Below are 20,253 nucleotides of genomic sequence, written 5' to 3'. Positions count from 1 at the left end.
GTTATATGTATCTCTTTTGTTATGAACGCTTTTAGGATGTGCAAAGATAACGGTTTTCTGTTAAATACGAATAGTATATATAAACATAAAACGTAGGTTGTCTTCCCGGTGTTTTGTGTCAGTCGTTATTTTTCTTTTCTTGGATGATACTTTTCTAATGAAATGAATTGTTTCTTTTGTTTTATGTATAGAATGATTTTCTTCTGAATTTGTTTTGCGTAGAATGTAAATAATACTTCAGGAAAAACTCTTCTATCTCTTGTATCCACGTATAAAAAATGTATATTTGTGCATTGTATAGTTGAAACATAATATAAACAGATTATGATAACAAACCAATTGTTGCATCCTGCCAGTATCGTGGTAGTGGGGGCTTCCAATAATGTACATAAGCCGGGAGGTGCTATCTTGAGAAATCTGATGAACGGTGGATATACAGGAGAATTACGTGCTGTCAATCCGAAAGAAACCGAAGTACAAGGTGTAGTGGCGTATGCTGATGTAAAGGATATTCCTGAAACGGATTTGGCGATACTTGCCATTCCGGCGACGTTATGTCCCGGGGCGGTACAGGTACTTGCTGCTGAAAAGCAGGTGCGTGCATTCATCATTCTTTCTGCGGGTTTTGGAGAAGAAACCCATGAGGGTGCACTGTTGGAAAACCGTATTTTGGAGACGGTGAATAAATACGGTGCTTCATTAATAGGACCTAATTGCATCGGATTGATGAATACTTGGCATCATAGTGTGTTCAGCCAGCCTATTCCTAACTTGCATCCGCAAGGCGTTGACCTGATATCCAGTTCCGGTGCGACTGCGGTATTTATTTTGGAGAGTGCGGTTACCAAAGGTTTACAGTTCAATTCCGTCTGGTCTGTAGGTAATGCCAAGCAGATTGGAGTGGAGGATGTGCTGCAATATATGGATGAACATTTTGATACGGAAAGAGATTCTAAAATAAAACTGCTTTATATAGAGAGTATCGGCGATCCGGACAGATTATTGTTCCATGCTTCTTCACTGATAAAAAAGGGATGCAAGATTGCGGCTATCAAGTCTGGTAGCAGTGAAAGTGGAAGTCGGGCAGCATCCTCGCACACAGGTGCCATTGCCAGTCCCGACTCTGCGGTGGAAGCTCTGTTTCGTAAGGCAGGTATTGTGCGTTGCCATTCACGGGAGGAACTGACTACAGTGGGGTGTATTTTCACTTTGCCGGAGCTGAGAGGGAAGAACTTCGCCATTATTACTCATGCGGGAGGGCCGGGTGTGATGCTGACGGATGCCTTGAGTAAGGGTGGATTGAACGTACCGAAGTTGGAAGGCCCGCTTGCCGAAGAGTTGAAAAGTTTACTTTTTCCGGGTGCGGCGGTAGGAAACCCGATAGATATCCTTGCCACGGGGACACCCGAACATCTGCGCCTTTGTTTGGAATACTGTGAAGAGAAGTTTGACAATGTGGATGCCGTGATGGCTATTTTCGGTACACCCGGGCTGGTCACCATGTTCGAAATGTATGATGTGCTGCACGGAAAGATGCAGACCTGTAAAAAGCCTATTTTCCCTATTCTTCCTTCCATCAACACCGCAGGAGCGGAAGTTGCCGCATTTCTCGCGAAAGGACATGTGAACTTTGCGGATGAGGTGACGTTAGGTACAGCACTGTCTCGCATCATGAATGTGTCGAGACCAGCGAATAATGAAATTGAACTCTTCGGGGTGGATGTTCCTCGCATACGTCGTATTATTGACTCTATTCCCGAAGACGGTTATATAGAACCTCATCAAGTACAAGCATTGCTTCATTCGGCAGGTATTCCGGTAGTGGAAGAGTTTGTCTCAGCCAATAAGGATGAAGTACTCGCTTTTGCCCGTCGTGCGGGATTTCCTGTGGTGGCGAAAGTTGTAGGACCCGTGCATAAGTCTGATGTGGGCGGTGTGGTACTGAATATAAAGAGTGAGCAGCATCTTGCTTTGGAGTTCGATCGTATGATGCAAATTCCTGAGGTGACAGGTATTATGTTGCAACCCATGCTACGCGGTACGGAGTTGTTTATCGGGGCCAAGTACGAAGAAAAATTCGGTCATGTGGTACTTTGTGGTTTGGGTGGCATTTTTGTCGAAGTGCTGAAAGATGTTTCCTCTGGTCTGGCTCCTTTGTCCTACGAGGAAGCTTATTCCATGATTCATTCTTTGCGTGCTTATAAGATTATCAAAGGTACGCGTGGCCAAAAGGGTGTCAATGAAGATAAGTTTGCCGAAATTATAGTACGCCTCTCTACCTTATTGCGTTTTGCTACGGAAATCAAGGAAATGGATATCAATCCGTTGCTTGCAACGGAGAAGAATGTGATTGCGGTGGATGCACGTATCAGGATAGAGAAATAATAAGTACTTTGTGTATAAAGGATCGGGAATTGGTGGAATTTTTTATCCGGCCCAATCTTCCCTATCCAGGTTTCTATATCCGATGGCTTCCGCCAGATGAGCGGGTTGTATTGATTCGCTGTCTTCAAGGTCGGCAATGGTGCGCGATACCTTTAAGATACGGTCGTATGCACGTGCTGAAAGATTGAAGCGGTTCATGGCGTTTTTTAGTAGCTCAAGACCTTTGTCATCTGGACGGCCATAGCGTGCGAGTAGCTTACTGTTCATTTGTGCATTACAATACACACCCGGAATGTCTGCATATCTTTCGGCCTGAACTTGACGGGCGTGTATCACACGTTTACGGATACTCTCACTCGATTCGCTTGGGCGGGTATCGGACATCTTTTCAAATGGAACCGGTATTACTTCGATTTGAAGGTCGATACGGTCGAGCAAGGGGCCGGAAATTCGGTTCAGGTATTTCTGTACCTGCCCCGGACTACAAACGCAAGCTTTAGTCGGATGATTATAGTATCCGCAAGGACAAGGATTCATAGAAGCAACCAGCGTGAAACTGGCCGGATATTCTACCTTGCATTTAACACGTGAAATTGTAATCTTCCGGTCTTCCAGAGGTTGCCGCAGCACCTCAAGCACATTCCGGTTGAACTCCGGCAATTCGTCCAAAAACAGTACTCCGTTGTGGGCGAGGCTGATTTCACCCGGTTGAGGAAAACTGCCTCCTCCGGTCATGGCTACGGTAGAAATCGTGTGATGTGGGTCGCGGAATGGCCGCTTAGAAATAAGTCCTCCTTCTTTTTCCAGTGTTCCGGCTACTGAATGTATTTTAGTGGTTTCGAGACTTTCACCTAGTGATAATGGTGGTAGTATGGAAGGGAGACGCTTTGCCAGCATAGACTTACCGCTACCCGGTGCCCCAACTAGAAGTATGTTGTGCCCACCTGCAGCCGCTACTTCCAGTGCACGTTTCACGTTTTCCTGTCCTTTCACATCGGCAAAATCCAGCTCAGAAGTGCTTTGGCGGGTATAAAACTCTTCACGTGTATTGACCTGTATTGGTTTAAGCTCCTGTTTCCCATTGAAGAACTCAATCACTTCTTTCAGATTTTCCACTCCATATACTTTCAGGTTGTTTACAACAGCTGCTTCACGCGCATTCTGTTTAGGAATGATGATGCCTTCAAAGCCCAGCTCCCTTGCTTTTATGGCAATTGGCAAAGTACCTTTGATAGGTTGTAGACTACCATCCAGACTCAATTCTCCCATTAGCAGGTACTTCCCCATTTTGTCAGCTTGAATTACTTCATTGGCACCCAGCATGCCGATGGCTAATGGTAGGTCGTATGCAGAACCTTCCTTACGAATATCCGCCGGAGCCATATTGATGACAATATTACTTGTTGGCATCCGGTAGCCATTGACCTGTAATGCTGAAATAATGCGTTGATGACTTTCCTTGACTGCTGAGTCCGGGAGTCCGACGAGATAGAACATACAGCCTCTGGAGCTGTTGACTTCAATGGTGATAAGGGTTGCATCAATACCTTGAACAGCCGCTCCAAAAACTTTGATGAGCACGTGAATTAATGATTAATTATTAGTAATGAAAAGGAGACAATGAAATTAACGTTTTATTTTCTTTTGTTTCCTTTCCGTCTCTTTCTTTTCTCTTTCCTCTATTTCTTTCAGTTTCTTTTCGATAGCCTTTTCGCTCAGGTTTTTTCCTTCAATTCTTCCCGAAGGACTGAGTAATATATTAGCTGGTAAACTCCGAATGGAGAACAACTTGACAGGTTCAGCATTCCAACCGGAGAAATCGCAAACTTGCTCCCAGTTCAAGGTATCAGCTTTAATGGCTTTCTGCCATTTCTCTTTGTCTATATCCAGAGAGATTCCCAACAAGGCAAATTTTTTATTTTTCTGTTCCTTTTTATAGATACGCCTGTAAACAGCATTACTGTCCCGACTCAAAGTATCCCATGAAGCCCAGAACTGTATCAATAGATACTGATCCTTAAAATCGGAACGGCTTATAGTTTTTCCTTTATCATTGGGTAAACGGAAATAAGGAGTGGTCTTTCCGACTTCCGACTTCTCTTCTTCTTGAATACGGTTCAGAAGTTCATCAATAAAAGGACGATCTTTTAGTTCGCCTGTCATGTGTTCGATTAACCTTTTAATATGGTTATAATCAGGTTGATGCTTTTGAATGAAATACTTGTCGAGTAAGTAGAGACTTGCTAATGAAGCAAGATGACTATTGATAAAATTTTCTGCCTTTTCTTCCATCACTTTCTGCGATGGTTTACCCAGCTCTTTCAACTCATTTTGGAAAGCTGTCAGTTCCTCGTTAGCGCTATTACCGCTTATTTCCAATATACCGGGCTCGGAGACAGAACCTTTAATGCGTATCTTGTCTCCTTTATCCATAAAGAGCGGATATTGAGAACCGTTGCTGAACAATAGATACGTTTCTACTAAAGTATCCGGAGTAAGAGTGGCGGAAAATTTATCATCTTTGACGAGTAATGTATCCATACGGTCATATAACCTATCTGCACCATAGATATAGAGAGTATCATTTCCTAATCCTTTGATTTCACCGTTCAGGCTGACCGTTTCGGACTTCTTACCGCCACAAGCGGATAATATGATAATGAGGAAATATGCAAGGTAAATATTCTTCATATGGATTTTTCTGCTACTTTGTTGCGAAAATACTTCTTTTTGGTGTGAATAAAAAAAAATGCCCGACATATTTCTATGTCGGGCACTTCTTTTCATCTATATACTTATTATTTGATGATACTCATAAAGTCTGCATTCGTGAAATATTTGGAGAATTCCAAGTCAGAAGCAGCTTTCTTAGCCAAAGTAGAATCTTTAGCAACAGCCTTCTTCAAGTTGTCCATAACCATAGAAGAGTTATTTGTTCTTGCACCTACAACAGCCATCAAATAGTCAGTGTAAGCATCCGGTTTTTCTACATTAGCCAAAGTGTTTTTAGCCTTGTTGTAGTCTTTAGCCAGAATTTGTGCCAAAGCAGCGCTGTTAGTCTTTGTATCACCGAAAGCATTGACAGCTCTGTCGTACTGACCTTGAGCTACGTACAGATTACCCAGTGCTTCGTTCAATTCTTTTGTTCCAGAAGCTTTGCTCAGATAAGATTCAGCAGTTGCTTTGTCACCCTTCTTCAAAGCGATAAGACCCATGTTCATGTTAGCTTCAGGAGAATTCTTGATAGAAAGAGATTTCTTGAAATAACCTTCAGCCTTATCATAATTACCAGCCTGATAAGACAACTTACCTAAATTGTTATAAGCACGGTAATCGTTCGGATAGATTTGAGTAGCTTTGGTAAAGATAGCTTCTTGCTTAGCAGGATCATTAGTCAAAGTAGTAGCATACAGCAATTCTTCGATGTTCAATTGTTTTGCATCGCTGTCAGCCAAAGAAGCGATTTCTTCGTCAGACTTACCAATAACATCATAGTTCAAAGTCAAACGAGAACGACGCAGTTGCGGAAGGATTTCGTCAGCCAAAGTCTTGTAAACAGAAGAAATATTTTTGATTTCAGTTTCTCTTTGTTCAGGATCAGAATACATAGACAGTACACGAAGAATCAATTCTTTATCTTGGATGTTGGATTTGCTAACCAATTCCTGGAACCCTTCCCAGTCTTGTGCAGTATATTTAGTGTCAACTGCAGCCTCAATTTTAGCTTTCTTCAGGTCTTTGTTGATAACTTTAGCTGTATTGTCTTGACGATTTTCGGCCAAACCTGTATTCAACTTAACACCACCATCAGGAGAGGCGTAAGCGGAAATCTCAATGTTGTTGATTTTTTTGTTGGCAGCATCGTTTACATTCTTAACTTCTTCGTTGAAGGATTTTGCTGTTTTCAGCTCACTTGCACGTACGTTAGCTTGTTGGATCAAGAACATGATATTAGCATCATATTTTTCCTTAATAATACGTTGGAATGCATCGTCACCGTTAGCTGGATTGGCAGTACCCAAAGTCTGGCCGATCATTTCAGAAGTAGAGATTACACCATCAGCTATCTTTACAGCAGGAATTGTAATTTCTTTCTTACCAACTTTAGCTTTGAATTCCAAATACAGTTCAGATTTAGCCATTTCAGGAACATAGTCGAAAGAAGTCTTCATTGTGTAGCTACCACCTGTCTTGTAAGAGATAGACTGGTCGTTACCTTCAACTTTTTCACCCTGGAATACAGCAGGCTGACCTTTAGCTTCGCCACCGTCCCATTTCAAAACCGGAGTTACTTCTACTACAGCATTCTTCTTGAAGTACTTTTCAGGGAATTTGCCATTAATGGTAGCGGGAACTTTACCACCTACGGCTTCCAATACTTGAGGAGTCACTGTGAAATAGTCAGAAGACAGTTCACCCATTTTGCTGCTGCATGATGTCAAAACAGCAACAAGTGCCACTAACAAAGGCAGATACAATTTTTTAGTCATTTTAGATATAAATTAATTGTTTGTAATTGAAATTCGTCTATTCACAATTCGCTGCTATAGTCCTATAGATATAGCTTCGCAAAGGTATAAATTCTCTCGTCAATTTGTTAATAATACTGTCATATTTATTATAATTTAATAAAAGCTATGTTCTTTTCTGTATTTTATATTACGCGGGTGATGCTCAATTATTTCACTTCTCAACATATTCCGGTCGATATGAGTGTAGATTTCCGTGGTAGCAATAGATTCATGGCCCAACATACATTGTATAGCACGTAAATTGGCACCTCCTTCCAATAAATGAGTAGCAAAGGAGTGACGGAAAGTATGCGGGCTGATATTTTTGGTAATTCCTGCTTTTTGTGCCAGCTCTTTAATCAGATGAAATACCATAATGCGTGATATGCCGTTGCCCCATCGTGCCAAAAATACATAATCTTCGAAATCTTTTTTTATTTTCCAGTGGCAACGGTCTTTAAACCAGTATTTTATTTCTTTGATAGCGCGATGAGAAATAGGAACCAGCCGTTGCTTGCTGCCTTTCCCTTCTACCTTTATGAACCCCTCTTCAAAATAGAGATCGGATATTTTCAGATTGCAGAGCTCCGATACGCGTAAGCCGCAACTGTACAGTGTTTCCAGGATGGCTCGGTTGCGTTGACCTTCATTTTTCTCCATATCGACGGTAGAGATAATCTTGTCGATTTCTTCCACAGTGAGTACTTCCGGTAATTTAAATCCGATTTTGGGTCCTTCAAGTAATTCACTCGGGTCGGTTTCTTGATAATCAGCTATGACAAGAAAGTGAAAGAAAGATTTGATACCCGAAAGAATACGTGCCTGGGAGCGCGGATGAATGCCTATGTCGTGTAGACCAGCAGTAAAACGCTGAAGGTCATCAAGCGTAGTATCGAATATCTTGATATTTTCGCTTTCCAGGAAATCCAGAAGTTTTCTCAAGTCTGTCATGTAAGCATCGAAGGTGTTATCAGAAAGTCCTTTCTCCAACTTCAGATATTGTTTATACTTTCTGATTATCAACGCTCGCTTTTCTTTATCCGTTGATTTTTCTCCTACTTTCATTTCTTTTTCCTACCTTTATACTATCTTTGCACCTTGAAAAATTGTTCTCTGTGGACAAAGGTATAAAAAATTGTGTTATGAGGATACAAATTATTAACGGTCCCAATATAAATCTGTTGGGCAAACGTGAACCTTCCATTTATGGCAGTGTTACTTTTGAAGACTGCCTTGCCGAACTTCGTAAAAAATATGTGGATGTACAAATTGACTATTTCCAGTCCAACATCGAGGGAGAACTGATAGATAAGATACAGCAAGTCGGTTTTGATGTGGACGGCATTATTTTGAATGCAGGTGCTTACACTCATACGTCCATTGCTCTGCAGGATGCTATTCGTTCGGTCACTGCTCCGGTGATTGAGGTGCATATTTCCAATGTACATGCCCGTGAGGTATTTCGTCATGTATCCATGATTGCCAATGCCTGTCAGGGTGTCATTTGCGGTTTCGGGCTGAATTCTTACAGATTAGCTTTGGAAGCGCTGCTGGATAACAAAAAATAAATATAATAAGTAAACAGGTATAAGATTATGTTATTGAAACAAACAAAAATCGTTGCAACGATTTCTGACCAACGTTGCGATGTAGACTTTATACAGAAGTTGTTCGAAGCCGGTATGAATGTGGTGCGCATGAATACAGCGCACGCAGGACGTGAAGGGTTTGAAAAATTGATAGCTAACGTTCGTTCGGTATCCAATCGTATCGCTATCCTGATGGATACGAAAGGTCCTGAGGTGCGTACTACCGTGCTTGCCGAACCGATTCCTTTTAAAGTGGGTGACCGTGTAAAGGTAGTAGGCAATCCCGATCTGCAAACTACTCGTGAATGTATTTCCGTTTCCTATCCTAATTTTGTGAATGATTTGAATGTTGGCGGACAAATCCTTATTGATGATGGTGATTTGGAATTGGCCGTAGTAGATAAGACTCCTGATTATTTGCTTTGTGAGGTTCAGAATGAAGCTACGCTTGGTAACCGTAAGAGTGTCAATGTGCCGGGTGTTCGTATCAATCTGCCTTCCTTGACGGAGAAAGACCGTAATAATATCCTTTATGCCATTGAGAAGGATATTGATTTCATTGCTCATTCTTTTGTTCGCAACAAACAGGATATTCTTGATATCAAGGCAATTCTTGATGAACACAATAGTGATATCCGTATCGTTGCCAAGATTGAGAACCAGGAAGGTGTAGATAATATTGATGAAATTCTTGAGGTAGCCGATGGTGTGATGGTAGCTCGTGGTGATTTGGGTATCGAAGTTCCTCAAGAACGTATTCCGGGTATCCAACGTATGTTGATACGTAAATGTATTCTCGCTAAGAAGCCAGTAATCGTTGCCACGCAGATGCTTCATACCATGATATCCAATCCCCGTCCTACCCGTGCTGAGGTGACTGATATTGCCAATGCTATTTATTATCGTACTGATGCCCTTATGTTAAGTGGTGAAACCGCTTATGGTAAGTACCCTGTAGAAGCGGTGCAAACAATGACTAAAGTTGCTGCCCAGGCAGAAAAAGATAAGTTGGCAGATAATGATATACGTATTCCTCTGGATGAGAACAGTAACGATGTAACTGCTTTCCTTGCTAAGCAGGCTGTAAAAGCCACTACTAAGTTGAAAATCCGCGCTATCATTACAGATAGTTATAGTGGACGTACCGCTCGTAACCTGGCTGCGTTTCGTGGAAAATATCCGGTTCTGGCCATCTGTTATAAGGAAAAGACAATGCGCCATCTTGCTTTATCCTATGGTGTGGAAGCTATTTATATGCCGGAACTGGCCAATGGACAAGAATATTATTTTGCCGCTCTTCGCCGTTTGTTGAAGGAAGGACGTTTGCAACCTACCGATATGGTAGGTTACTTGAGTAGCGGAAAAGCAGGTACGCAGACTTCTTTCCTCGAAATCAATGTCGTAGAAGATGCTTTGAAACATGCGACAGAGAGTGTATTGCCTAACAGCAATAGATATTTATAAAATACCGTATTTTGCGAAGTACTTTAATTTAAAAGTAATATCTGACAGTACCTGTCATCCTGAATTTTTGTCGAAGGATCTCCTTTTTCTGTGGAGTTGTCTATCTTCCTGAAAAATGGGATTCTTCGATTTCGTTCAGTATGATAATGTTAAACCCTCAATTCCTATGACGTTAGACGAATATATCCTGGCACACATTGATCAAGAGAGCGATTACTTGAAAGCCCTCTATCGAGATACCCATGTCAAGTTACTTTATCCCCGGATGGCTTCAGGACATTTGCAGGGACGTATGCTCAAGATGTTTGTCCGGATGATATGTCCCCGTCAGATTTTGGAGATAGGTACTTATAGCGGCTATTCCGCTCTTTGTATGGCAGAAGGACTTCCCGAAGGCGGGATGTTGCATACATTCGAAATCAATGACGAACAAGAAGACTTTACTCGTCCTTGGTTGGAGAATTCTGCCTATGCTGATAAAATTAAATTTTATATAGGTGATGCTTTGGAACGTGTTCCGCAGTTGGGAATAACTTTCGACCTTGTTTTTATGGACGGGGATAAGCGTAAATACATTGAATATTATGAGATGGCATTGGCGCATCTTTCAGTAGGCGGTTATATCGTTGCTGATAATACCTTATGGGATGGCCATGTATTGGAAGAGCACCCCCATGCTTCCGATTTGCAAACCATTCGTATTAAAGAATTCAATGATCTGGTAGCAAAAGATAACCGCGTAGAAAAAGTAATTCTTCCCTTACGTGATGGATTGACCATTATCCACAAGATATAAAGGGCTTACTATTTCTTTTCCCGTTGTCTTTTTTCTCACCCTTTTTTCAGCAGTCGTTTGCTGAGATATCTCACCGGATACCATACAGATAGGAAACCTACTGCAATTACTGTCATAAATATCAGTATAATATCCGTTGCGTGTACACTCACCGGATAGGCATCGACCACAAAGCTGCCGCTACCGCCTCCCAATGAGATAAGTCCGAATTGCTCTTGCAGGAAGCATAGTAACAATCCGATGATAATACCGATAACAGCTCCGAATAGAGAAATTAATCTCCCTTCAAACAGGAAAATGCGAGAAATCAACTGGTCGTCTGCTCCCAGATTACGTAACGTTTCTACATCTTCACGCTTATCCAGTATCAGCATGGACAACGAACCGATGACGTTGAAACAAGCGATGGCGAGGATGAAAGTCAGGAACAGATAAGAAATAAGTTTCTCAATTTCCATAATACGGAAAACATCAGCTTGTTGTTCATAACGGTTCTGTACAACGAACCGATCACCGAGTATATTTTCCATCTTTTTCTGTACAGCGTCAGTGCTTGTCCCTGGTTTTAGTTTTAACTCAATAGCAGAAACCTCCGTGTCGTAATTGAACAAACGGCGTGCAAAGTTCAGGGAAGTAAGGATGTAACGAGAATCGTATTTTTGTTGATTGACAACAAACACGGCTCCTGGTGAGAATAAATAATCTTGGTTGAAAGCGGCGGAAGGATTGGCTATATTCACCCGTACATTCCGTTTGGGAGCAAACACCTGTAATGGATCAACGAACTGAATGCCTGTACCTAGTTCAGAGACCAGTTCCACACCAAGAAAGCCATAGTCTACAATCGAGTCTTCTAAAATGAATTCACCTGTCCCGTAGAGTAAGCTATCAATAGAAGTCAGTTGCTCAAAGTTGTTTTCTACTCCCTTTATAACTGCCATTGCCTGCCGGTCTTTATATTGAACCATAGCACTCTCTTCCAATGTTTCTGTCCAGACATCTATCTCCGGTAGTGTTCGTATCTGTTGAATACGTGACTCTTGCGGATCGAAAACTTTCCCTTCGCGAATTGTAATTTTCAATTCCGGGTCGAAAGCGGTAAAGAACCCTGCCACCATATCCTGGAACCCGTTGAATACAGATAGAGTACATACCAGTGCCAAAGTAGCCAATGTTACTCCGCATACTGATATACCGGAGATTATATTAATGGCATTGTGCTTCTTTCTAGAAAAGAGGTAGCGACGGGCAATGTAAAATGGCAGGTGCATAATTAATGTTTAATCATTAATCACTAAACATTATTTTAAAAGTTCGTCAATGCGTTCTAAATAATCTAACGAGTCGTCTACAAAAAATTTCAGTTCAGGGATAATGCGTAGTTGGTGGCGTACACGTGTACCCAATTCAAAACGTATGGATTTCATGTTAGCATTGATATTCTTGATGATTTCCTCACTCTTTTCCGACGGGAAAATACTGAGATAGGCACGAGCCACACTCATATCGGGACTAATACGCACGGCACTCACAGAAATTAATACTCCGGGCATAGATTTGGTTTGTAACAAGAAGATGTCACTCAACTCTTTCTGGAGTAAACGGGATATTTTATTTTGACGGGTACTTTCCATATACTTTTCTTTTTATTATTAGAACATAAATAGAACACAAAGGTACTGAAATATATTGTTTTGTCCTCGATTTATATGTTTTTTATATTTTTCCTAACGTTATTAGGTGGCTGAAATTCCTAACGTAATTTTTGCATGTCCGATACAAGTGCGTGTTATTTGATAGACGTGACGTTATGTATGTAAAATAATTGGAAGAGAAAGTTTGTTTTTTATTTAAAATATATTGATATTTGAGGAATATTAAAACTTAATAATAATTACTATGAAGGTAACTACACTTTGGCGTGAAAAAGGCGGGAACATTTTCAACGCAGTCTTGATTATTTCCCTGATGCCCTTGATTGAGGCGATTGTATCACTTTATGATAAGATAGACAACTTAAGCGGTATCGGCTATATGCTGATGAGTGGGAATATCGATGGCAGCATGTTTGGGGCGGACGCTTCGGATGTTGTAGTACCACTGCTTATGGTTTTTGCTTACGTGTTGTATTTTGGTGGTTTGACAGGGTTTGCTAAACTACAGAAGGCTGCCGATGCACATGCGATATTGAATATCCGTAAGGGGGCCGTTTGGGGATTGGTGAGTCAGGTCTTGAAATTTATTCCGGTGTTCGGTTGGTTTTTGGCATTTGTGGCGAGTGTAGTTGCATTCTTTATTATGATTGGTGGTTACGGCAGTTTGAAGCGTTCGTACACTTTTCCCGAAGAAGCCCGTCGAGGAGCGGGGCGCTTGCGTGCGGCTATGATATGGTCGGTTGTGGCCGCTGTATTGGGAATCATTCCGTTAATAGGATTCATTCTTGAAGGTATTATATGTTTTATTCTATTTTTTGTGGTACTCAGTGGATGGTCGAGTATCAAGAATGCAATACCTTTGACGGTGGAGGGACGTACTACCGTTGAGCGTTGGCGTATCAGTGATGCGCCTGGCGGATGGATGATTACGTGTAGCATCATTCTGGCTACAGCGTTCTATGACGTATTCAATGGGTTGGTAGGCCGTTATGCAGGCACTGTTGCGCCTGATGTTCCGATAGGAAAATTATATGATGCCGGCTATATCATAGCTTTTATTATCGGTGGAGTGATGATGTTGATAGCATTTATTGTCATACGGTCAAAGCAGATTGAGAAAAAGGCGGTGTTTACTTTGATGGCAGTTGCCGCCGGAATGTATATGATGGGTTATTTGCTCAATGTCATTCTTTTTTATGCCGGTAGTGAAGGCGATATGCGTGTTTGGATTTATCGTGTGTTTTCTATGTGGGCGGCTCCCCTCTTGTTTATCATTGCTTTTTGTCAATTGAGGAAAAATTGGCAAAATCGTTTTGTAAGAGAAGGAACTACTTATCTTATTGTTTACTATTCATTGATCCTGACTGACTTGGTTTATGGATCACTTCGCTCGTATATTCCGGGTGTGTACTTTGAGGGTTTAGGTGATATTTATACTATTCTTCCCTGGATTTATCTTTATCTTGCTATTATTGGCTGGCGTTCTGTCATTTCGGGTGTCTTTGGTAAAGGTGAAGTTGTTCCCGAAGACGACATTGCTGAGGTCGCTTCGCAGCCGCAACGCCCGTGGATACCGGAGTCGTCGGGGATTGACGAGCAAATATCCGCTAAGCTTGCCAACAAATCAGATGAAGAATTGAAAGAAATTTTAGCGAACAGAGAAGATTATAATGAAAGGTTTGTACAAGCTGTGGAAACTATCCAGCAGAATAGGAAAGAGATGAACAAGCAAGCTATGATACATGATAAAGTAGTGCAGAAGACAGATGATGAGTTAGTTGAAATCATTGCAAATTCTGGTTGTTACAGTGAGGAAATGGTGGATGCTGCTTTGAAAGAGCAGGAAGACCGATATCGGTATAATCGATATACTGAGGAAGACTAAAGAAATCTGTGAAAGGAAGTGCCTGAAAACTTATTTTTTCTCTTGTATGGTGTTTTTCAGGTACGGATCACCCGGTTTCGAGGTGCTGCTCTATGCGGTTTTCAAGAAATCCTGGTATTGCTGTGTCCATTTTTGACATTTTGTACTTTCCGTGTCCCGAGAAACGCGTATTTCTACCCGTCGGCAGGCGCAAGCGAAAATATACGGACGAAAATCTGTATCTTGCTCATGGATAGTGAAATACATAAATATAAACAATCCAAATAGACGAAAAACTGCGAGCTGATCGTGCAAAAGTACTCTTTTCACGGGAGAAAAAGGGCGTTTGTGGGAGAAATGTCCGTTTTTCCCGTGAGGGAAGTTAATATCCCTCACACCGGAAGTTAATATCCCTCACACCGGAAGTTAATATCCCTCACGCTGGAAGTTAATATCCCTTACGTCGGAAGTTAACATCCCTCGTGCGGGAGGCGGGATATTCGGTGAAAATGCCGCATGTTTATGCACCCAATCGCACGCTTCCGGATTTTTCGGGAAGCGGGTGTGTCAGCAAAACGGGCGGTTCGGAGATAAAAAGCATCTGATGGGTGCCGTTTTGAAATCAATTTGACAGATTGATGCGCCAAGCATACAGCTTCAGACATCTCGTCCGGTAAAAAAAACGATATCCCCTTGTGTTCTCCGTGATGAATACAGTATCAAAAGAATTTATCAAGTATATCAAACAAATCTCCCTTAAATATCTACGTGCCCCGCTTTAACGCAGCTTTTTAAACCATTTTTCTTTTTCGTGTCATCACTACAAGTACGATTACTCCCATAATCAGGAGTGCGAAGGCTCCATAAGCAATACCTTCCGTTACGTGCAGACTCTTTGGGTCGAAACGCATCTCAATGGTATGTTTGCCGGCAGGAACATACAGGACACGTAAGATGTAATCAGCGCGTGCCAGCTTGGCGGCTTGCCCGTCAATGGTGACTTGCCAACCGTCAGGATAGTAGATCTCGGAGAATACAGCGATGCCGTCTTTGGCATTTTCTGTTTCGTATACCAAACGGTTAGGTTCATAACTTGTCAGGCGAATGGTGGATAAACTATCTTTATAGACTTCTGTTACACCATTCAGTATATCTTTGAAACGGACATCCACTACAGCTGTTTCTGTAGGAAGAATGCTATCCAGAGCTTCTATTTCCTGATTGGCGTTATCAACATATTGTACTTTGTCTACAAACCAGGCATTACCGTAAGCGTACGGATTGAGAATGGGTACGGTTTCTCCCTGCTGTCCGGCAGGGAAAATGAAATACTTGGTGTTCAGCATATTCAGTATGCGGAACTTAGAAGCATCCACACTGTCCATTTCACCACCTGCAGTGGCTACTTCCTTATATACAGCTTGCATTTCAGGACTGATGTGATGCTCTATCATTTCCTGATAACGGCGTAACTTGGCGGCATGGTAACCACCGACACTTTTATGCCAATAAGAAGTATTATTTTCGTTGAATGTATTGCTGGCAAGGTTCAGTACGCGATAATCTAAAGCTTTATCTTGCAAAATCAACTCGTCTGCTTTTGTCTTGGTGAATGTTTGAGTTTGAGTGGAACGCGGAACGAATTGGCTATCGTTGAGATAACGTTTGTTGATATTCCACATATCACCGATACACAATACGATTATGGCGCTGACGGTAACGGTTTTGTTTAATTTACGGGCGGCATAAAGTCCCAATAATGCGCAGCCGATACCGATAATCAAGAAACTGCGTAAAGCATCGGTGCTGACAAGAGCAGAACGTACTTCCTGTAAATTGGCGAGAATACCCGGTAACTCGTTGGCCGGTATCATTTGTTGGTTTACGGCATTCTGTAACATTTGTGCTTCTTGGGCAGGGACGAAACCTGAACCAAGACTACCGGGTGCCACGGCAAGTAACAAGGCGACACCGGCTGTGAGTGCTATGCTGATACCGATCGCTTTTCTGTTTTTTTTCAATATTTCGGGCTCATCCAATATGCGTTTCAAAGCAAAAATAGCCAATAACGGTATGGTAAATTCCGCTATAACGAGGATGGATGATACAGCGCGGAATTTGTTGTACATCGGAATATAGTCGATGAAAAAGTCCGTTAGCGGCATGAAGTTCTTACCCCAGGCAAGAACAATAGAGAAGAAAGTGGCGCCAATTAAAGCCCATTTTAATGGTCCTTTTACGATGAAACACCCCAATACGAAAAGAAACAGCACGAAAGCGCCTACATAAACGGGACCTGCTGTCATGGGTTGGCTGCCAAAATATTGTGTCAGTTGGCTGTATAAACCGCTATACATGGGATTGGCTTTCTCCATGGCCGTTTCGCTCTGGATAAGTGGGGTAGATGCTCCACCTTTGAAATTGGGGACAAGCAAGGTAAGAGTTTCGTCAATGCCGTAACTCCATTGTGTGATATAATCACGATCCAATCCGCTACTTGTCTGTTTGGCTGCATCGCCGGTTTGTACCAGTTCGCTTTTGCCACGCATGGTTTCTTTACTGTACGTATAGGTATGATAAAGGTTGGAGAGGTTGGCAGCTACACCGATGAGGGCAGCTACAAACAACACTGCACTGGCTTTAAAGAATTCGGGCAATGTCTTGTTACGCCAGGCATCCTCAAAATAGGCTCCCATGATGAACAAGATGACAAATAGAAAATAATAGGACATCTGCACATGGTTGGACATAATTTGCAGGGCAACGAAGATGGCTGTTACGATACCTCCTGCTAATAGCTTACCACGGTAAGCCAATATGATACCCGCTATTGTGGGAGGAATATAAGCAAGGGTAATAAACTTCCAGATATGTCCGGCTGAAATCAGAATAAAGAAGTAGGACGAAAAGGCCCATAGAATACTTCCTAAACCAGCGAGCCATACCGATATACCGAATACACGAAGCAAAATGTAGAATCCTAACATCAGGATGAAGGTCAGATTGACATAGCTGGGCAGGAATAGTTGGTAAACTTTCTGCGTCCATCGCAAAGGCGTACCCGATTCATAAGATGGGGCGATTTGGTACGTCGGCATACCACCGAAAAGAGAGTTTGTCCAACGAGTTTTCTCTCCCGTCTGTTCGTTATACAGGGCGGCTTCTTGTCCCGCACCGGCTCCTGCAGCAGTGTCATGCTGGAACAGAATACGGTCTTCTATATCCGCCGGAAAAAAGTAAGCGAATGAAAGTAGTGCAAATGCCAGGATGGCAATCAAATCAGGAAGAATCTTCTTTATCATCTTGAACTACGTTTTTTATAATGGTTGCAAAGATAGTTTAAACTGGAAGTAATGCAAAATAAGCTCGTCTCTTTTTGATGTCAGTATATGGCTTATCTTATGGAAATATTGTACCTTTGCCTTGCAAATATATATTGAGAAGAATATGACAGTAGGTGTTATCAGTGCAATGGATAGCGAGCACCGCCAGTTGGTGGAGCGTTTACAGAAGAAAGAAGAGTCGGCTTATGGCAATTTGCATTATGTGGACGGAATGCTTGGCAGCAACCGTGTGATACTTACACAATGTGGTATCGGTAAGGTGAATGCTGCAGTAGGAGCCACGGAACTGATACGCCGTTTCACGCCCGATTGTGTGGTCAGTACCGGTGTGGCGGGTGGTATTGATACCTGTCTGGATGTAGCGGATGTGGTTGTAAGTGAACGTCTGGTGTACCATGATGTGTGGTGTGGTGAAGATTATGAATATGGACAGATGGCAGAAATGCCTGCCGTATATGAGGGCTGTGCTTTCCTGCTGAAACATGCTTTATCGCTAAACAGCGTCGAGCAAGGCAGCCGTATCCATAGCGGGTTGATTTGTACTGGTGATCAATTTATTACCAACCGTGTAGGGCTGGATGCTATTAAACGTCGTTTCCCTGATGGGATTGCAGTCGATATGGAATCCACGGCCATTGCGCAGGTTTGTTATCTGTATAACACACCTTTCCTTAGTTTCCGCATCATTAGTGACACGCCGGGGATAGAAGACCATTCGGCGCAATATACCGGTTTCTGGGAGACTATGGCAGAACGTTCGTTCCTTACCACTTGGGCTTTCCTTTCTACGCTGCCTGATAAGTTACAATTATAAATTATAAATCATGAAGAAGATTCCCAGTTTTACTATTGATCACATCCGTTTGTTGCGTGGCATTTATGTATCCCGCAAAGATGAAGTGAACGGAGAAGTTGTTACAACTTTTGATATTCGTATGAAAGAGCCCAACCGTGAACCGGCTTTAGGACAGGGTGCCCTGCATACTATAGAACATCTGGCTGCCACTTATTTGCGTAACGAACCACAATGGCAGGATAAGATTATTTATTGGGGACCTATGGGATGTCTTACCGGTAATTATCTATTGATGAAAGGTGATTTGCAACCGCAAGACATCGTATCTCTGATGCAGGATACTTTCCGTTTTATTGCCGGATATGAGGGTGAAATACCTGGTGCTGCTCCGCAGGACTGTGGAAATTATTTGCTTCACGATTTGCCGATGGCTAAATGGGAATCCGCCAAATATCTGCATGAGATATTGGAGCAGATACGGGAAGAGAATATGCGTTATCCGGAGAAATAAGATGAGGTACGGTACTTTGAAAGCGGTAAATGAAGGGCGGTAGTTAAAACTCTTGTCTTTGGAGGATAAAAGTTGCGAGTTTAAGTTGATGAATATAAATGTTTGTTGTATATTTGTTGTTGGCAATTGCCACTAATACTCAATAAACACCTTAAATGGTTGATTACAATAAGAAAACCAAAGAAGAACTGCTCGAGGTTATCCGGCAATTGGAAGAACGGTTGAATACCCAATCTGTTTCTGAGTCTTCTTGCTCCTATTCTATTCCCGGTCGTTTTCGTGAGGAATATTATCGGGATATTCTCGATACTTTTCCTGATATGATTACTGTTTCTGACTATGATGCTAATTTTATCGAATTAGTATCTGCTCCTCACACCAATCATGTGGAAGGTGTTTCTAATGAAGAGTTGTTGCACTCCAACCTGAAGGATGTGGTACCGGCTGAGGCGTATCATCGGATCCGTGCTAATATGGATGAGGTAATTCGTACCGGAGAAACGCATACGGCACGTCATTCGTTGATGTTTCATGGAAAGATGCGCCACTACGAAAACCGGGTTTGTCCGTTGGGCGATAAGTATTTGCTTTGTATGTGCCGCGATGTGACAGAACTTGTCGAAACAGAGACGGCATTGATTGATGCCCGTACCAAAGCGGAGGAAGCCGACCGTCTGAAATCTGCATTCTTTGCTAATATGAGCCATGAAATTCGTACTCCCCTGAATGCGATCGTCGGTTTCTCCCGACTGGTGATAGGACCCGAACATGAGAGTGAAAAGAAAGAATATTGTGAGATAATAGAGCGTAATTCTGAATTGCTTCTGACTTTGTTTAATGATATTTTGGATCTTTCTTCATTGGAAGCAGGTTCTGTTGTGTTTACTAAAGAGAAAATAAATCTTTATTTGATATGTTTGAAGGAATATGATACCTTCCGGGATAAAGTATCCAAAGGGGTATTGTTGAAACTCGATGAAGTGGATACGGAATTGACTATCCTGGGTGACAGAGGGCATATCGCGCAGATATTAAGTAACCTGTTGAGTAATGCAGTAAAATTTACTTCTTCCGGTGAAGTACATTTTGGTTTTCAGCGTAAGGGCAATGCGGTACAGTTTTATGTCAGGGATTCAGGTATGGGTATTCCGGCTCGTCGTGTTGCAACCATCTTTGAGCGTTTTGGTAAACTGAATAATTTTGCTCAAGGAACAGGTTTGGGGCTGACACTTTGCCGTATGTTGGTGGAGCGTATGGGAGGGCGTATATGGGTACGTTCTGGAGAGGGTTGCGGAACTACATTCTATTTTACGTTACCGATTGGCTAATGAATAATTG

General features: G+C 42.2%; 15 protein-coding genes. 8 read left to right on the top strand and 7 right to left on the bottom strand.

Going from position 1 to position 20,253, the window contains the following annotated elements:
* Positions 1–324 precede the first annotated feature (324 nt).
* Positions 325–2,385 (top strand): acetate--CoA ligase family protein, encoded by a 2,061-nt coding sequence (locus DXC10_RS01125; protein ID WP_117737197.1) that lies wholly within the window; start codon positions 325–327, stop codon positions 2,383–2,385.
* A gap of 42 nt (positions 2,386–2,427) precedes the next feature.
* On the opposite strand, the gene DXC10_RS01120 is transcribed toward DXC10_RS01125, so the two are convergent.
* The 4 genes from DXC10_RS01120 to xerD form a co-directional block, all read right to left on the bottom strand.
* Complete coding sequence (locus DXC10_RS01120) at positions 2,428–3,966, bottom strand: YifB family Mg chelatase-like AAA ATPase (protein ID WP_101541906.1); 1,539 nt, start codon at positions 3,964–3,966, stop codon at positions 2,428–2,430.
* 45 nt (positions 3,967–4,011) lie between these two features.
* Positions 4,012–5,076 carry a TlpA disulfide reductase family protein gene (locus tag DXC10_RS01115; protein ID WP_101541905.1) on the bottom strand — a complete coding sequence of 355 codons (1,065 nt, stop codon included), beginning with the start codon at positions 5,074–5,076 and terminating at the stop codon, positions 4,012–4,014.
* Positions 5,077–5,183: 107 nt separating this feature from the next.
* Complete coding sequence (locus tag DXC10_RS01110) at positions 5,184–6,875, bottom strand: tetratricopeptide repeat protein (RefSeq protein WP_101541904.1); 1,692 nt, start codon at positions 6,873–6,875, stop codon at positions 5,184–5,186.
* 135 nt (positions 6,876–7,010) lie between these two features.
* Positions 7,011–7,961, bottom strand: a complete 951-nt coding sequence (gene xerD / locus DXC10_RS01105; RefSeq protein WP_101541903.1) for a site-specific tyrosine recombinase XerD — start codon at positions 7,959–7,961, stop codon at positions 7,011–7,013.
* 77 nt (positions 7,962–8,038) lie between these two features.
* Between xerD and aroQ the strand changes: the two genes are divergently transcribed.
* The 3 genes from aroQ to DXC10_RS01090 all read left to right on the top strand — a co-directional run bounded on the left by aroQ (position 8,039) and on the right by DXC10_RS01090 (position 10,745).
* Positions 8,039–8,464: a type II 3-dehydroquinate dehydratase gene (aroQ, locus tag DXC10_RS01100; protein ID WP_101542412.1), complete on the top strand. Its 426-nt coding sequence runs from the start codon at positions 8,039–8,041 to the stop codon at positions 8,462–8,464.
* Between the two features lie 27 nt (positions 8,465–8,491).
* The gene (gene pyk, locus DXC10_RS01095; protein ID WP_101541902.1) at positions 8,492–9,949 is read left to right on the top strand and encodes a pyruvate kinase; all 1,458 of its coding nucleotides are present in this window, start codon (positions 8,492–8,494) and stop codon (positions 9,947–9,949) included.
* Positions 9,950–10,115: 166 nt separating this feature from the next.
* The gene (locus DXC10_RS01090) at positions 10,116–10,745 is read left to right on the top strand and encodes an O-methyltransferase (RefSeq protein ID WP_101542411.1); all 630 of its coding nucleotides are present in this window, start codon (positions 10,116–10,118) and stop codon (positions 10,743–10,745) included.
* A gap of 35 nt (positions 10,746–10,780) precedes the next feature.
* Here the strand turns inward: DXC10_RS01090 and DXC10_RS01085 are convergent, their stop codons facing one another.
* Positions 10,781–12,016, bottom strand: coding sequence for an FtsX-like permease family protein (locus tag DXC10_RS01085; RefSeq protein ID WP_117737196.1), 1,236 nt, complete (start codon positions 12,014–12,016; stop codon positions 10,781–10,783).
* A 30-nt stretch (positions 12,017–12,046) separates the two neighbouring features.
* Positions 12,047–12,379, bottom strand: a complete 333-nt coding sequence (gene rbfA / locus DXC10_RS01080; RefSeq protein WP_101541900.1) for a 30S ribosome-binding factor RbfA — start codon at positions 12,377–12,379, stop codon at positions 12,047–12,049.
* Between the two features lie 265 nt (positions 12,380–12,644).
* Between rbfA and DXC10_RS01075 the strand changes: the two genes are divergently transcribed.
* The gene (locus DXC10_RS01075) at positions 12,645–14,285 is read left to right on the top strand and encodes a DUF4168 domain-containing protein (protein ID WP_117737195.1); all 1,641 of its coding nucleotides are present in this window, start codon (positions 12,645–12,647) and stop codon (positions 14,283–14,285) included.
* Between the two features lie 770 nt (positions 14,286–15,055).
* Here the strand turns inward: DXC10_RS01075 and DXC10_RS01070 are convergent.
* Positions 15,056–17,566, bottom strand: coding sequence for a YfhO family protein (locus DXC10_RS01070; RefSeq protein WP_117737194.1), 2,511 nt, complete (start codon positions 17,564–17,566; stop codon positions 15,056–15,058).
* A 145-nt stretch (positions 17,567–17,711) separates the two neighbouring features.
* On the opposite strand from DXC10_RS01070, the gene DXC10_RS01065 reads away from it, so the two are divergent.
* The 3 genes from DXC10_RS01065 to DXC10_RS01055 all read left to right on the top strand — a co-directional run bounded on the left by DXC10_RS01065 (position 17,712) and on the right by DXC10_RS01055 (position 20,243).
* Positions 17,712–18,422: a 5'-methylthioadenosine/adenosylhomocysteine nucleosidase gene (locus DXC10_RS01065; protein WP_101541897.1), complete on the top strand. Its 711-nt coding sequence runs from the start codon at positions 17,712–17,714 to the stop codon at positions 18,420–18,422.
* A gap of 10 nt (positions 18,423–18,432) precedes the next feature.
* Positions 18,433–18,915, top strand: coding sequence for an S-ribosylhomocysteine lyase (locus DXC10_RS01060; protein ID WP_101541896.1), 483 nt, complete (start codon positions 18,433–18,435; stop codon positions 18,913–18,915).
* 155 nt (positions 18,916–19,070) lie between these two features.
* A complete protein-coding gene (locus DXC10_RS01055; protein WP_101541895.1) occupies positions 19,071–20,243 on the top strand; it encodes an ATP-binding protein in 1,173 nt (390 codons plus the stop codon).
* Positions 20,244–20,253: the final 10 nt, after the last annotated feature.

Source organism: Bacteroides sp. OM08-11 (genome assembly GCF_003438665.1).
Taxonomy (GTDB): domain Bacteria; phylum Bacteroidota; class Bacteroidia; order Bacteroidales; family Bacteroidaceae; genus Bacteroides; species Bacteroides cutis.
Note: the sequence above shows the minus strand (reverse complement) of the source record. Positions and strands in the feature narration are given on the sequence as shown.

Bases quoted from the DNA above. Each gene is read 5' to 3' on its own strand.
- DXC10_RS01125 (WP_117737197.1), top strand. From the start codon at position 325: ATGATAACAAACCAATTGTTGCATCCTGCCAGTATCGTGGTAGTGGGG.
- DXC10_RS01115 (WP_101541905.1), bottom strand. From the start codon at position 5,076: ATGAAGAATATTTACCTTGCATATTTCCTCATTATCATATTATCCGCT.
- DXC10_RS01110 (WP_101541904.1), bottom strand. From the start codon at position 6,875: ATGACTAAAAAATTGTATCTGCCTTTGTTAGTGGCACTTGTTGCTGTT.
- xerD (WP_101541903.1), bottom strand. From the start codon at position 7,961: ATGAAAGTAGGAGAAAAATCAACGGATAAAGAAAAGCGAGCGTTGATA.
- aroQ (WP_101542412.1), top strand. From the start codon at position 8,039: ATGAGGATACAAATTATTAACGGTCCCAATATAAATCTGTTGGGCAAA.
- pyk (WP_101541902.1), top strand. From the start codon at position 8,492: ATGTTATTGAAACAAACAAAAATCGTTGCAACGATTTCTGACCAACGT.
- DXC10_RS01090 (WP_101542411.1), top strand. From the start codon at position 10,116: ATGACGTTAGACGAATATATCCTGGCACACATTGATCAAGAGAGCGAT.
- DXC10_RS01085 (WP_117737196.1), bottom strand. From the start codon at position 12,016: ATGCACCTGCCATTTTACATTGCCCGTCGCTACCTCTTTTCTAGAAAG.
- rbfA (WP_101541900.1), bottom strand. From the start codon at position 12,379: ATGGAAAGTACCCGTCAAAATAAAATATCCCGTTTACTCCAGAAAGAG.
- DXC10_RS01075 (WP_117737195.1), top strand. From the start codon at position 12,645: ATGAAGGTAACTACACTTTGGCGTGAAAAAGGCGGGAACATTTTCAAC.
- DXC10_RS01070 (WP_117737194.1), bottom strand. From the start codon at position 17,566: ATGATAAAGAAGATTCTTCCTGATTTGATTGCCATCCTGGCATTTGCA.
- DXC10_RS01065 (WP_101541897.1), top strand. From the start codon at position 17,712: ATGACAGTAGGTGTTATCAGTGCAATGGATAGCGAGCACCGCCAGTTG.
- DXC10_RS01060 (WP_101541896.1), top strand. From the start codon at position 18,433: ATGAAGAAGATTCCCAGTTTTACTATTGATCACATCCGTTTGTTGCGT.
- DXC10_RS01055 (WP_101541895.1), top strand. From the start codon at position 19,071: ATGGTTGATTACAATAAGAAAACCAAAGAAGAACTGCTCGAGGTTATC.